12 protein-coding genes are annotated in these 13,272 nt (G+C 72.8%); 3 read left to right on the forward strand and 9 right to left on the reverse strand.

The features are described 5' to 3' along the window. Nucleotides 1–100: 100 nt before the first annotated feature. The 8 genes from pafA to H9623_RS17215 all read right to left on the reverse strand — a co-directional run bounded on the left by pafA (nt 101) and on the right by H9623_RS17215 (nt 9,546). A complete protein-coding gene (gene pafA / locus H9623_RS17180) occupies nt 101–1,462 on the reverse strand; it encodes a Pup--protein ligase (protein WP_193721236.1) in 1,362 nt (453 codons plus the stop codon). Further along, entirely contained in the window at nt 1,452–2,180 is a 729-nt protein-coding gene (gene prcA, locus H9623_RS17185; protein ID WP_193721237.1) for a proteasome subunit alpha, read from the reverse strand. Before prcA ends, pafA begins: the two co-directional genes overlap by 11 nt. Next, a complete protein-coding gene (prcB, locus tag H9623_RS17190) occupies nt 2,177–3,151 on the reverse strand; it encodes a proteasome subunit beta (RefSeq protein WP_193721238.1) in 975 nt (324 codons plus the stop codon). Before prcB ends, prcA begins: the two co-directional genes overlap by 4 nt. Before the next feature lie 20 nt (nt 3,152–3,171). After that, complete coding sequence (locus H9623_RS17195; protein WP_193721239.1) at nt 3,172–3,366, reverse strand: ubiquitin-like protein Pup; 195 nt, start codon at nt 3,364–3,366, stop codon at nt 3,172–3,174. A gap of 137 nt (nt 3,367–3,503) precedes the next feature. Further along, the gene (dop, locus tag H9623_RS17200) at nt 3,504–5,144 is read right to left on the reverse strand and encodes a depupylase/deamidase Dop (RefSeq protein ID WP_227748842.1); all 1,641 of its coding nucleotides are present in this window, start codon (nt 5,142–5,144) and stop codon (nt 3,504–3,506) included. Between the two features lie 153 nt (nt 5,145–5,297). Continuing rightward, nucleotides 5,298–6,989, reverse strand: a complete 1,692-nt coding sequence (arc, locus tag H9623_RS17205; protein ID WP_193721240.1) for a proteasome ATPase — start codon at nt 6,987–6,989, stop codon at nt 5,298–5,300. A gap of 157 nt (nt 6,990–7,146) precedes the next feature. Next, a complete protein-coding gene (locus H9623_RS17210) occupies nt 7,147–8,181 on the reverse strand; it encodes a tRNA (adenine-N1)-methyltransferase (protein ID WP_227748843.1) in 1,035 nt (344 codons plus the stop codon). A gap of 198 nt (nt 8,182–8,379) precedes the next feature. Then, nucleotides 8,380–9,546, reverse strand: coding sequence for a site-2 protease family protein (locus H9623_RS17215; protein ID WP_321575511.1), 1,167 nt, complete (start codon nt 9,544–9,546; stop codon nt 8,380–8,382). Between the two features lie 85 nt (nt 9,547–9,631). On the opposite strand from H9623_RS17215, the gene H9623_RS17220 reads away from it, so the two are divergent. Continuing rightward, nucleotides 9,632–10,624 carry a RecB family exonuclease gene (locus H9623_RS17220; RefSeq protein WP_193721242.1) on the forward strand — a complete coding sequence of 331 codons (993 nt, stop codon included), beginning with the start codon at nt 9,632–9,634 and terminating at the stop codon, nt 10,622–10,624. A 176-nt stretch (nt 10,625–10,800) separates the two neighbouring features. Here H9623_RS17220 and H9623_RS17225 read toward each other — a convergent pair whose 3' ends face one another. Next, nucleotides 10,801–11,544 (reverse strand): HAD family hydrolase, encoded by a 744-nt coding sequence (locus H9623_RS17225; protein WP_193721243.1) that lies wholly within the window; start codon nt 11,542–11,544, stop codon nt 10,801–10,803. A gap of 146 nt (nt 11,545–11,690) precedes the next feature. On the opposite strand from H9623_RS17225, the gene H9623_RS17230 reads away from it, so the two are divergent. Both H9623_RS17230 and H9623_RS17235 read left to right on the forward strand, forming a co-directional pair. Next, on the forward strand, nt 11,691–12,599 hold the full coding sequence (locus H9623_RS17230) for a PAC2 family protein (protein WP_193721244.1): 909 nt from the start codon (nt 11,691–11,693) through the stop codon (nt 12,597–12,599). Between the two features lie 172 nt (nt 12,600–12,771). Continuing rightward, nucleotides 12,772–13,089 carry a hypothetical protein gene (locus H9623_RS17235; protein ID WP_193721245.1) on the forward strand — a complete coding sequence of 106 codons (318 nt, stop codon included), beginning with the start codon at nt 12,772–12,774 and terminating at the stop codon, nt 13,087–13,089. The last annotated feature ends 183 nt before the right edge of the window (nt 13,090–13,272 follow it).

Below are 13,272 nucleotides of genomic sequence, written 5' to 3' on the forward strand. Positions count from 1 at the left end.
CCCCCCCCCCCCCCCCCGGGGCCCCCCCCCCGGCCCGGCGCGCGTCCGTCCGGTGAGCGCGGTGCGCGGCCGCGCCCGTCGGCGGGTCCGGCACGTGCCGTCACATCGACTCGATGAGCCGCTCGACCCTCTCGTCGACGTTCTGGAACGGGTCCTTGCACAGCACCGTGCGCTGGGCCTGGTCGTTGAGCTTGAGATGCACCCAGTCGACCGTGTAGTCCCGCCTGGCCTCCTGCGCCTTGCGGACGAAGTCCCCCCGCAGCTTGGCCCGGGTGGTCTGGGGCGGGATCGCCGTCGACTCGAAGACCTCGAGGTCGGTCGTGATGCGCTCGACCATGCCGCGCGCCGCGAGCATGTTGTACAGGCCGTCCGTCCGCGAGATGTCGTGGTACGCCAGGTCGAGGCGCGCGATGCGCGGGTCGTCGAGCTCGAGCCCGTGCTTCTCCTGGTACCGCCGCAGGATCTTGAGCTTGATGACCCAGTCGAGCTCGCGGTCCACGAGCGACAGGTCGTCGGTCTCGAGCGCCCGCAGCCCCCGCTCCCACAGGTCCAGGACCTGCTTGACGACCGGCGTGGGGGTCTCGTTCGCGTCGACGAACTCCTTGACCCGCTGGAGGTACTCGCCCTGCAGGTCCACGGCCGTCACGGTGCGCCCGTTCGCCATCTGCACCGGGTGCTTGCCCGTCATGTCGTGACTGATCTCGCGGATGGCCCGGATGGGGTTCTCGAGGGCCATGTCCCGCAGGGGGACGCCGGCCTCGATCATGCGCAGGATGAGGTCGGTCGCCCCGACCTTGAGCATCGTCGTGGTCTCCGCCATCGACGAGTCGCCCACGATCACGTGCAGGCGCCGGTAGTGCTCTGCGTCGGCGTGCGGCTCGTCACGCGTGTTGATGATGGGGCGCGAGCGGGTCGTCGCGCTCGAGACCGCCTCCCAGATGTGGTCCGCACGCTGGGACAGGGCGTAGATCGCGCCCCGGGGCGTCGCGAGGATCTTCCCGGCCCCCGTGAGCACCTGACGCGTGATGAGGAACGGCACCAGCACGTCGGAGAGACGCGCGAAGTCCCCCTGGCGACGCACGAGGTAGTTCTCGTGGCACCCGTAGGAGTTGCCCGCGGAGTCGGTGTTGTTCTTGAACAGGTGGATGCGCCCCGGCAGGCCCTCGTGCTCGAGCCGCTCCTGGGCGTCGGCCACGAGGCCCTCCAGGATGCGCTCGCCGCCGCGGTCGTACGCCACGAGCTGGCGGACGTCGTCGCACTCCGCCGTCGCGTACTCGGGGTGCGACCCGACGTCGAGGTACAGGCGCGAGCCGTTGCGCAGGAAGACGTTCGACGAGCGCCCCCAGGCCACGACCTTGCGGAAGAGGTAGCGGGCGACCTCGTCCGCGGACAGTCCCCGCCCGTCGTCCGACGCGCACGTCACGCCGTACTCGGTCTCGAGACCGAAGATCCTACGGTCCATCCGGAGCCTCCTCGGGCATCTCCTCGAGCAGCCCGGCCAGCACGGCGCCGGTCAGGCGGCGGAACGCGCGGCGGGGACGGGTGCGGTCGAGCACCGCGACCTCGAGCTGGTTGGCCGGGATCCCCTGGGCCGCGTCTCCGTCGTGGGCGTCCGCGCCGCCGAGCGTCGCGACCGCCAGACGCAGCGCCTCCGGCAGCGTCAAGCCCGGGTGCCAGACCTCGCCCAGGTCGCGACCGAGCTGCTCGGCCTGACCTCCCATGACGACGAAGCCCGTCTCGTCGGCCACCGACCCGTCGTAGGACAGGCGGTAGATCTGGTCCTGGGCGGGGCTGGGCCCCACCTCCGCCACGACGAGCTCCACCTCGAGCGGCTTGGACTCGGTCGTGAAGACCGTGCCGAGGGTCTGGGCGTAGGCGTTCGCGAGACCGCGCGCGTTGACGTCCGCACGGTCGTACGAGTAGCCCCGCAGGTCCGCGTACCGGACGCCTGCGACGCGCAGGTTCTCGAACTCGTTGTACTTGCCGACCGCGGCGAACGCGATGCGGTCGTAGATCTCGGAGATCTTGTGGAGCGACCTCGACGGGTTGTGCGTCGCGAACGCGATGCCCTGGTCGTAGGCGATCACGACGACCGACCGGCCCCGGCCGATCCCCTTGCGCGCGAAGTCCGCCCGGTCCTTCATGAGCTGCTCGGGCGAGACGTAGAACGGCATGTTCACTGCGCGTCACCTCCGTGCTCCGTGGGGCGGGTCCGGCCCATGGCGCGAGTCTGGTCCGCGGGCACGGCCCGGTCGCCCGGACGCCCGGGCCTCCCGCGCGCCGCTCGGTTGTCGTCGGCCTGCTCGGTCCGAGCGGCGACGATCTGCGCCGCGACCGTCGCAAGGTCGTCGTCGGGCACCCGGTGGTACCCGTCGGCCGTGACCGTCGCCACGACCGGCCAGATCTGGCGGACCGAGTCCGGTCCGCCCGTCGCCGAGTCGTCGTCGGCCGCGTCGTACAGCGCCTCGACCGCGACGTGCACGGCCCCCTGGGCGTCGAGCCCCGGGTGCCAGCGCTTCTTGAGGGAACCGCGCGCGAACACCGAGCCCGAGCCGACGCTGTGGTGGTCGCGCTCCTCGTAGCGGCCGCCCGTGACGTCGTAGGAGAAGATCCGACCGACCCCGCTGTCGAGGTCGTAGCCCGCGAACAGCGGCACCACGGCCAGCCCCTGCATCGCCAGCCCGAGGTTCTGCCGGATCATGGTCGAGAGCCGGTTCGCCTTGCCGTCGAGCGAGAGCAGGGCGCCCTCGATCTTCTCGTAGTGCTCGAGCTCGAGCTGGAAGAGCCGGACCAGCTCGACGGCGATGCCCGCGGTACCGGCGATGCCCACCGCGGAGAACTCGTCGGCCGGGAAGACCTTCTCGATCTCCCGGTTGGCGATCATCGACCCCATGGTCGCCCGGCGGTCTCCCGCCATGACCACGCCGACGTCACCCGGGCCGCCCGGAGTCCCGAAGGTCAGCGCGACGATCGTCGTCGCGTGCGGCGCGAGCTGCGCACCGCCCGCACCGTGACCGGCCGAGGCGCCCGCGGCCGCGCCTCGCGCCGACGGCAGGAGGTCAGGGGCATGGCTCGCGAGGAACTCCACGAACGAGGACGAGCCCGGCGTGGTGAAGGCGTGCGGCAGACGCCCTGAGAAGTCCATGGTCATCAGCTCCTGGCCGGTCCCGGCTACTCGCCGCCCTTCTGGACGAAACCTCGGACGAACGACTCGGCGTTGGACTCGAGCACCTCGTCGATCTCCTCCAGGAGCGAGTCGACCTCGGCGTCCCGGCTCTGCGCCTGCGGTGCGACGGGCGCGGGGGCGCCCGCGTCGTCGTCGGGACGCCGGTCCTCGTGCGATGCGCTGGTGCGTTCCTGGGCCATCTTCGCCTCCTGGGTGTCTCGTGCTGTCCTGCTGGTCCGTGACGGGTCCCGTGCGCGAGGCCCGCGTCTTCTTGAAGCCTAGGCTCTTGCGTGCGGTTCGCGAGGTGCGACGAGCCGCACGGGCCGCCCCGGGCCCGTCATCGGGCGCCCGAGAGGCCCGCGAGCAGCGCACCGGCGTCCTCGCTCGCGTCGAGCAGCGCGCCGATGTGCGCCCGCGTACCGCGCAGCGGGTCGAGCATGGGCACGCGCTGGAGCGACGGGGCGCCCGCGACGTCGAAGATCACCGAGTCCCAGCTCGCGGCCGAGACCTGGTCGCCGAACCGGGCCATGACCTCGCCCCGGAAGTACGCGCGCGTGTCCTCGGGGGCGTGGTGCACGGCCTGCGCGACCGCCCGCTCGTCGACGACGCGATCGGCGGCCCCCGCGGCGAGCAGCCGGTGGTAGATGCTGCGCTCAGGGCGTACGTCCGACCACTGGAGGTCCATCGCGGCCAGGCGCGGGTGGTCCCAGTCGAGGTGGTCGCGTCGGCGCAGACGGTCCAGGAGGCGCAGCTTCGCGACCCACTCGACCTCCTTGGCGCACGAGCCGGGATCCGTCCCGAGCCGGTCGAGGACGGAGTCCCAGCGGTCCAGGACCGAGCGGGTCTCGTCGTCGAGCGTGCCCAGGTGCTCGGCCGCGCGGCGCGCCGCGTCGGCGTAGACGCGCTGGATCTCCAGGGCCGTGAGCCGGCGGCCGTCGGCGAGCAGGAGCGGGGCCGTGAGCTCGAGGTCCCGGCTGACGCGCTGCACGTCCGCGACCGGGTCGTGCAGGCGCAGCCCGGCGAGCTCCGCGCGCAGCGAGGCACCTGTCGGCCCTTCGACCGACGCGAGCGCGTCGAGCTGCTCGATCACGAACAGCACGAGCGACGTGGTCCCGAGCTTGAGGTACGTCGCGACCTCGAACAGGTTCGCGTCCCCGATGATCAGGTGCAGGCGGCGCCAGCGCTGGCGGTCGGCGTGGGGCTCGTCGCGCGTGTTGACGATGGGCCGGCGCAGGGTCGTCTCGAGGCCGACCTCGGCCTCCATGTAGTCCGCGCGCTGCGAGAGCTGGAACCCGGGCTCCTGGCCCGTGGCCCCCAGCCCCACGCGTCCCGAGCCCGTGAAGACCTGGCGCGTGACCAGGAACGGCGTCAGGAGCTCGACGATCGTCCCGAACGGCACCTCCCGCTCGACGAGGTAGTTCTCGTGCGTGCCGTAGGACGCGCCCTTGCCGTCGACGTTGTTCTTGTAGAGCACGACCTCCGAGCCCGGCACCGCGCTCAGCTCGCGCGAGGCCGCGAGCATGATGCGTTCGCCCGCGACGTCCCAGCACACCGCGTCGGCCGGGTTCGTGACCTCGGGCGAGGAGTACTCGGGGTGGGCGTGGTCGACGTACAGGCGTGCCCCGTTGGTCAGGATGACGTTCGCCGCGCTCGGGTCGTCGTACTCCTCGTGCGTGGGGCGGGCGACCTCCTGGAACGACGCGGCGCTCGCCGGGTTCCGGGGCACGGGGCCCGACGGCGCCGGCCGGGTCGGGTCGTCCGTCAGCAGCGAGGGGTGGGCCGCCGCGCGCTGGAGGTGGAACCCCCGGGCGTCCTGCAACGGGTCCTCGTCGTCGTAGTCCCACCGGGCCTTGCCGCGGGCACCGTCGGCGCGGGCGGCGAGCGCCCGGTACGTCGTGACGACCTGGCTCGACATGAGCATCGGGTTCGCGAGGGGTCGCCCGGGCTGCAGCACGCCGTACTCGGTCTCGATCCCCATCACGCGTCGCACGGTCACGAGGACCACCCTATGCCGGGGCGCCCGTCAGGGGTCGACGTGTCCACGCAGCGGAGGCCTCGCCCTGTGGCCGGTCCTGGCGCGGGGCGCACCGCCGCACGGGTGCCCGTGGTGCCCGTGGTGCCCGGGTGCCGGCTACAGGTACTGGCCCGTGTTCGTGACCGTGTCGACCGTGCGGGCGACCCCGCCCGCCCCGTCGCCCTTCTTCTGGACGATCGTGCGGATGAAGACGATGCGCTCGCCCTTCTTGCCGGAGATGCGGGCCCAGTCGTCGGGGTTGGTCGTGTTCGGCAGGTCCTCGTTCTCCTTGAACTCGTCGACGCACGCCGAGAGCAGGTGCTCGACCCGGATGCCGCGCTGCCCGGTCGCCAGGAGGTCCTTGATCGCGGACTTCTTGGCCCGGTCCACGACGTTCTGGATCATGGCACCCGAGTTGAAGTCCTTGAAGTACAGGACCTCCTTGTCGCCGCTCGCGTACGTGACCTCGAGGAACTGGTTCTCGTCCTCCTCGGAGTACATGCGCTCGACCACGCTCGTGATCATCGCGTCGAGGGCCTCCTGCGGGCTGCCGCCGTGCTCGGCCAGGTCGTCGGGGTGGATCGGCAGGTCCGTGGTCAGGTACTTCGCGAAGATCTCCTTGGCACCCTCGGCGTCGGGGCGCTCGATCTTGATCTTCACGTCGAGCCGCCCGGGCCGCAGGATCGCGGGGTCGATCATGTCCTCGCGGTTGGACGCCCCGATGACGATCACGTTGTCGAGGCGCTCGACGCCGTCGATCTCGCTCAGGAGCTGGGGCACGATCGTGGTCTCCACGTCCGAGGACAGCCCGGTGCCGCGTGTGCGGAACAGGGACTCCATCTCGTCGAAGAACACCACGACGGGAGTGCCCTGCGAGGCCTTCTCCCGGGCACGCGCAAAGATGAGCCGGATGTGACGCTCGGTCTCCCCCACGTACTTGTTGAGGAGCTCGGGACCCTTGACGTTGAGGAAGTAGCTCTTGGCGCCCTGCGGGTCGGAGACGACCGTCTCCCCGGCGAGCTCGCCCGCCGCGGCCCGTGCCTTGGCGACGGTGTGCGCGAGCGAGTTCGCGACGGCCTTGGCGATGAGCGTCTTGCCGCACCCGGGCGGGCCGTAGAGCAGCACGCCCTTGGGCGGGCGCAGCCCGTGCTCGCGGAACAGGTCCGGGTGGCTGAACGGGAGCTCGACCGCGTCGCGGATCTGCTCGATCTGCGGGCCCAGGCCACCGATGTCCGAGTAGTCGATGTCCGGGACCTCCTCGAGGACGAGCTCCTCGACCTCGGACTTGGGCACGATCTCGAACACGAACCCGCTGCGGGTGTCGATCGTCAGGGAGTCCCCGACGCGCAGGGGCGAGTCGGCGAGCGAGCCCGCGAGCCGCACGACCCGCTCCTCGTCCGACCGCCCGACGACGAGCGCCCGGTCCGAGCCCAGGAGCTCCTTGACCGTCACGAGCTCGCCGACCTGCTCGTAGCCGCCCGCGGACACGACGGTCATGGCCTCGTTGAGCTTGACCTCCTGGCCCGGCTGCAGCCTCGACAGGTCGAGGCCCGGGCTCGCCCCGACGTGCATCTTGCGGCCCGCGGCGGACACGTCGACGGTGCCGTCGGGGTGTGCGCCGAGGAAGAGCGCGTAGGTGCCCGGCGGCTTGGCGAGCTCGTCGATCTGCCGCTTGAGGTCGATGATCTGGTCTCGCGCGGCCCGCAGGGCCTCCGCGAGCCGCTCGTTCTTGGCGGACAGGATCGCCTGCTGGCGCTCCGCGTCACGGCTGGGGCTCTGTCCAGGTGTCAGTCCAGGTGTGTCGGTCATCCGGCTTCTCCCTCTCGCTGGCACCGTCAGGAGGTCGTGCTGTCGACCCCGTCACCGGCGCGTCACCGATCCCCGGCGCCCCGGTGATCGAGGCACGACCTTACGCACAAGTCTCTCGCGAGCGCTGCAGGAGCACCCGGGATGAGACGACCGTTCCTCAATCGTTGTCGGCGGCGGTGCCCGATTCGTCCTGGGTGTCCGGCGCCGTCGCGTCGGCGTCCTCGGGGGCGACGGGCTCGAGCGGCTGCCCCGTTCGCGGGTCGAGCTGGGGCCCCTGGCCGACGTCGCGGCGCACGCGGCGCACGCGCTTGTCGGACACCGAGCGCTCCCCCAGGTCCTCGGGGGTCCACTCCTCGGCCACGGGGTACGAGCCCTTGGCCGGCCGGCGCTTGCGCAGCGGGGCGGCCGTGCCGTCCGCGAGACGACGCGCCGTGAGGAGGAAGCCCGTGTGCCCGACCATGCGGTGCTGCGGCCGGACCGCGAGGCCCTCGAGGTGCCAGCCGCGGACGAGGGACTCCCACGCCGAGGGCTCGGCGTAGCGGCCGTCGGCCCGCAGGTCCTCCGCGAGGCGCGAGAGCTGGGTCGCGGTCGCGACGTAGCAGATGAGGACGCCGCCGGGCGCGAGCGCGTCGGCCACGGCGTCGAGGTTCTCCCACGGCGCGAGCATGTCGAGCACGACCCGGTCGATCGACCCCTTCTCCGCGACCTGCGGCAGGACGTCGGACAGGTCGCCGACCGACAGCTCCCACGCGGGGTGCTCCCCGCCGAAGAACAGCTCGACGTTGCCGCGGGCGATCGCGGCGAAGTCCTCACGACGCTCGATCGAGTGCACCGAGCCCTGGTCGCCGACGGCGCGCAGGAGCGACATGGTCAGCGCGCCCGAGCCCACGCCCGCCTCGACGACGCGCGCGCCCGGGTAGATGTCGGCCATCGCGACGATCTGGCCGGCGTCCTTGGGGTAGACGACGGCCGCGCCGCGCGGCATCGACAGCACGTAGTCGGCGAGCAGCGGACGCAGCGCGAGGTACTCGATGCCTGCGGTGTTGCGCACGACCGACCCCTCGGGCAGCCCTACGAGGTCCTCGTGGTTGAGGTAGCCGCGGTGCGTGTGGAACGTGGCGCCCGTCGCGAGCGTGATGGTGTGGAGCCGGCCACGGGGGTCGGTCAGCTGGACCTTGTCCCCCAGGCGCAGCGGGCCGCGGCGCGCAGCAGCGCCGGTCGCCTCGGGGGCCGGCGTCGTGGGCTCGGCCGCGGGCTCGGCCGGGTGGTCGTCGGCCGGGACGGGCGAGGCGGGGGCGTCGTGCGCGGGGTCGTGGGTCACGGGCGACCATCCTAGTCGGGCCGGGCGCTCGCCCCGCCCGGACAGGCCGGGCGACCCGCGTCCGGTCCGTCAGCGCGCGCGGGCGCCCTTGAGCGCCGCCACGACGTGCGAGACGTCGAGGAGCCCGACGACGCGCCCGCCGTCGGTCACGACGAGCACCTGGGCGTCGCGCGTGACCGCGGCCACGGCGTCGAGCATGGCCTGGCCGCGCAGGTGGACGTCGACCCACGCGGTGGGAGGCAGCCCGACCGCGACGGCACCGACCGGGGTCAGCGGCGCCTGGGCGGGGGGAACGGCCGAGACGGCTGCGGGGTCGGCGTAGGCCACGGGGTGGCCGTCGGCCTCGACGAGCACGACGTGCGCCGCGCCCGCACGCTGGGCGGCCGCGACGGCGTCGGACACCGTGCTCGCCACGGGCACCGCCACGGCCGGGTACGCGAGCGCCGCGACCGACAGCCCCGCGACCGCCTCGCGCGTGCGCCCGTTCCGGATGGCCGCACCGGCCCCGGACCACAGGAACGCACCGATCAGCGCGGCCCACACGACCGTGAACATCGACACGTCGTAGCCGCTGAGCAGCGGCCACCCGAGTGCCCAGGCCACGACCCCGACGGCCACGAGGCGCCCGACCCAGCCGGCGACGATGGTGCCCGTGGTCCGGGACCCGGTCGCGGCCCAGACCGCGGACTCGAGGATCTGGCCGCCGTCGAGCGGCAGGCCGGGCAGCAGGTTGAAGACGCCCACGAACGCGTTCGAGAACGCGGCCGCGTACAGCAGCAGGGCCGGGATCGTCATGGTCGGCTGCGCCTGGAACGCGAGCCAGCACACGGCCGCGAGCGCCAGGTTCGTGAGCGGGCCCACGACCGAGACGAGGATGCCGTCGAGCGGGCGGCGCGAGGTGCCCGAGTACGCGGTGTGCCCGCCCCAGAGGGTCACGGCGAGCTCCGTGACCTGGTGCCCGCGGGACTTGGCGACCACGGCGTGCGCGACCTCGTGCAGGAAGACCGAGACGAACAGCAGCAGCACGAACACGAAGGACACCAGGTAGGTGCCCACGCCCAGGCCGGGCGCGAAGCTGTTGACCGTGGGCACGAACAGGATGGTCAGGACCGCGGCCGCGAGGAACCAGGACGGGGTCAGGATGACGGGGGCGCCCGACACCCTCCCGATGATCCAGCCCTTCGTGAGCTGCGGGTCTCGGGGGGCGCGACGGGCGGCTGCCGGGGTGGTCTCCACGTCGACACCCTATGTCGGGCACCTGTGCCGAACCTGGGCTGTGGAGCGTGGCGGACGTGTGGGCGTCGACACGTAGGCTCGACGCATGACGTCTCTCGCCCCCGACCTCGCCGGCAACCCTCCAGACGGGCCCGTGGTGCCGGGCGGCCCGGCGGCCGCGGCGGAGCCGCTCGAGTCGGTCGAGACGGCCGAGCTCCTGGGGCGCGCCCCGCGAGAGCGCCGCCGTCCGGCGCTCTCGCCCTCGCGCGCGAACGACTTCATGCAGTGCCCGCTGCTGTTCCGCTTTCGGGTGGTCGACCGGCTGCCCGAGCCTCCCAGCTCCGCAGCGGCGCGCGGGACCCTGGTCCACTCGGTCCTCGAGCGCCTGTACGACGCACCGCTGGGAGAGCGCACGCTCGACGCCGCGCAGGCCATGCTGCCGGGCGAGTGGGAGCGGCTGCAGGAGGCCGAGCCGAGGTACGCGGAGCTGTTCGCGGGGGACGCTCCGGGCGCCGAGGGGCCGGGCACGGGCGGGGTGCAGGCCTGGCTCGACGGGGCCGGTGACCTCCTGGGCACCTACTTCACGCTCGAGGACCCCAACAGGTTGGAGCCGGCCGAGCGCGAGATGTTCGTCGAGACCCAGCTGGAGGACGGACCGCTGCTGCGCGGCATCGTGGACCGTCTCGACGTCGCCCCGAACGGCGCGATGCGGGTCGTGGACTACAAGACGGGCAAGTCGCCCCGCCCGCAGTACCAGGGGTCGGCCCTGTTCCAGATGCGCTTCTACGGCCTGGTGCTGTGGCGCGAGCGGGGCGAGATCCCCAAGATGCTCCAGCTCGTCTACCTGGGCGACGGCCAGGTGCTGCGGGCCGAGCCCCAGGAGGCGGACCTCGTCGCGGTCGAGGAGCAGGTGCGCGACCTGTGGTCGGCCATCACGTCCGCGGCGCGCACCGGGCAGTGGACGCCGCGCAGGACCCCGCTGTGCGGGTGGTGCGCGCACCAGGCGATCTGCCCGCAGTTCGGCGGGACGCCGCCGGAGATCCCCGACGGCGCGGTCGAGCTGGCGCTCGGGATCTCACCGGAGGCCGTGGCGTCCTGAGCGCTGGTCTCGGCCACCCTGCGGCGCCGCCCTGCGACCCGCCCGGACGTCGGTCGGCGCCCCCTCTCGGGGGGTGGCTGCTGTTGCTGCGGAGCGCCAACGATCGGTGGCGCGCCGCAGCAACAGCACCCCTCCCCCACCGGTGCGCCCGGCGCCTGCGGGTTCCTGTGCCGGTGTCAGCCCCCGATGAGGTCGACCACGTCGCCCGCGAGGATGCGGGCCAGGGCGTCGACGTCGAGCAGCGCGAGCGAGGGCGTGCGGCTCAGGCCCGGCAGGACCGGCACGGGCACGACCGCCTCGACGCCGACCGTCGTGGCGCCCGCAGCCCGGGCTGACGCGATGCCCGTGGGCGAGTCCTCGACCGCGATGCACCGCGTCACGTCCACGCCCAGGCGCTGGGCCGCCACGAGGTACGGCTCGGGGTGGGGCTTGCCGTGCGTGACCTCGTCGCCGCACACGAGCGTCTCGAACACCCCGGGCGGGGCGTTCTCGACCACCTGCTCGGCGAGCGAGCGGTAGGACATCGTGACGAGCGCGCACGGCACGCCGCGCTCGCGCAGCTCGGTGAGCAGCTCACGTGCGCCAGGCTGCCACGGGACCTCGGCCCGGACCTGCTCCTTCACGCGGGTGAGGAGGAAGTCCACGATCTGGTCGGTGGGAAGGTCGACGCCCTCGGCCTGGAGGATCTTGGCCGACTCGGTCAGCGGGTTTCCGACCATCTGCATCGCCTGCTCGTGCGACCAGGTCCCGCCGTGCGCCTCGACGAGCTCGTGCTCGGCGGCGATCCAGTAGGGCTCGGTGTCGACGAGCGTGCCGTCCATGTCCCACAGGACGGCCTGCGGCAGGTCGAGCGCCTCGCGGGAGGCGGCGTCGGGGCGTGCGAGATCGGGTGATTCCAGGGGGTTCAACGGGTACTCCATGCTTCGGGGAACGGTTCGTGGCCGTCCTGCCACCCTAGCCCGCGCCCCTGTGCGCGACTCCCGGAGCCCACCCTGCGGTGACCGGTGGCGCACGCGCCGGGCCTGCCGCGTCAGCCGCCGGACCCGCCGCGTCCTAGGCTGGGACGATGAACGAGACCAGGGAACCGCTCGACCCGGCCGACCTGCCCGAGCCGACTCTCCCGGAAGCAGCCGCCGAGCACCGCGAGACCGTGATGCTCGCCGCCTTCGAGGGGTGGAACGACGCGGGCGGCGCCGCGACCGCCGCCCTCCTGCACCTGCACGACCTCTGGGACGCCCAGGACCTTGCCACGCTGGACCCCGAGGAGTACCACGACTTCCAGGTCATCCGGCCCGTCGTCGGGACCGACGAGGACGGGCGCCGCGAGATCACGTGGCCCGCGACGACCGTCGTCTCCGCGACCGTCCCGGGCAGCGGGCGCCGCGTCCTGCTGGTCCACGGGATCGAGCCGTCGATGCGCTGGCGCCGCTACTGCCGTGAGCTGCTCGACCTCGCCGAGCGCGAGGGAGTGACCACGGTCGTGACGCTCGGCGCGCTGCTGGCCGACGTCCCGCACACCCGGCCCATCCCCATGACGGCCACGTCGGAGAGCGCGGGCCTGCGCGCCGTGCTCGACGTCGAGCCGAACGCGTACGAGGGGCCGACGGGGATCGTCGGCGTCCTGCAGCACGCGGCTGCCGAGCGTGGCATGCAGTCCGTGTCGTTGTGGGCCGCGGTGCCGCACTACGTCGCGAACCCGCCCTCCCCCAAGGCGACGATCGCGATCCTGTCGCGGGTCGAGGAGCTGCTGTCGGACCCGATCCCCCTGGGCGACCTCCCCGAGGAGGCCGAGGCGTGGCAGCACGGCGTCGACGAGCTCGCCGCGGAGGACGAGGAGATCGCGGAGTACGTGCACCAGCTCGAGGAGGCCAAGGACACGGCCGAGCTGCCCGAGGCGAGCGGCGAGGCCATCGCGCGCGAGTTCGAGCGCTACCTCAAGCGCCGCGACGACGGCACGGGCGGCCCGCTCGCGTAGCCTCCACCGACGACGGCCCGCCCCCCGGCCCGGGGGGCGCGGGCCGTCGTCGGGCACGGCGAGCGGGTCGAGCCCGCGGCGCGGTCCGCGAGGTCGTGTCGGTCGCCACGACGTATCGTTCCGCCGGCGACGCGTCGTACCCGGTCGCACCCCACGACGAGCAGGAGGACATGTGTGGTCGCTCGATCAGCTGGCGCAGACGTGGTCGCGCAGCCAGGGGTGCGCCGTCCGGGCGACCTCGTTCGGCCTCGTGATCGATACGTGGGAAGGCGAACGATCCAGCGTCGAGCTTCACCTGGACCAGGGGTCGCTCGACCGCTACGCCGACTCGCTGGACGTCGACGACCTGCACGTCGTCTGGCCGGGCAGGACCAGGGAGTGGCTCGCCAGCGCCCTCGTCTGGACACAGCTGGAGGAAGCGCTCGCCAGCACCCCGCACCCTCAGCGCCTTGAGCTCACCGAGGGCAGGATCGTCACCGGACGTCCCTGACAAGATCGTCGCGTGTCCCGTTGGCCACGCACCACCCTCGGGACCGTGCCCCGGCATCGTGACCACCCTCCGGGCGTCACCGAGGTCACGAGCCAGAACGCCTAGATGTACCCGGCCAGGAGGTTGGTTACAGCCGGCTGATCGGGGGTTGCCCGCCGAGGGCTTGGTGGCGACGTTGGGTGT

The sequence above is a fragment of the Oerskovia douganii genome (genome assembly GCF_015142735.1).
Lineage (GTDB): Bacteria > Actinomycetota > Actinomycetes > Actinomycetales > Cellulomonadaceae > Oerskovia > Oerskovia douganii.

What these genes read in the sequence shown, in the direction of transcription:
- pafA (WP_193721236.1), bottom strand. Translation starts at nt 1,462, where the DNA reads ATGGACCGTAGGATCTTCGGTCTCGAGACCGAGTACGGCGTGACGTGC.
- prcB (WP_193721238.1), bottom strand. Translation starts at nt 3,151, where the DNA reads ATGACCATGGACTTCTCAGGGCGTCTGCCGCACGCCTTCACCACGCCG.
- H9623_RS17195 (WP_193721239.1), bottom strand. Translation starts at nt 3,366, where the DNA reads ATGGCCCAGGAACGCACCAGCGCATCGCACGAGGACCGGCGTCCCGAC.
- dop (WP_227748842.1), bottom strand. Translation starts at nt 5,144, where the DNA reads ATGGGGATCGAGACCGAGTACGGCGTGCTGCAGCCCGGGCGACCCCTC.
- arc (WP_193721240.1), bottom strand. Translation starts at nt 6,989, where the DNA reads ATGACCGACACACCTGGACTGACACCTGGACAGAGCCCCAGCCGTGAC.
- H9623_RS17220 (WP_193721242.1), top strand. Translation starts at nt 9,632, where the DNA reads ATGACGTCTCTCGCCCCCGACCTCGCCGGCAACCCTCCAGACGGGCCC.
- H9623_RS17225 (WP_193721243.1), bottom strand. Translation starts at nt 11,544, where the DNA reads ATGGAGTACCCGTTGAACCCCCTGGAATCACCCGATCTCGCACGCCCC.
- H9623_RS17230 (WP_193721244.1), top strand. Translation starts at nt 11,691, where the DNA reads ATGAACGAGACCAGGGAACCGCTCGACCCGGCCGACCTGCCCGAGCCG.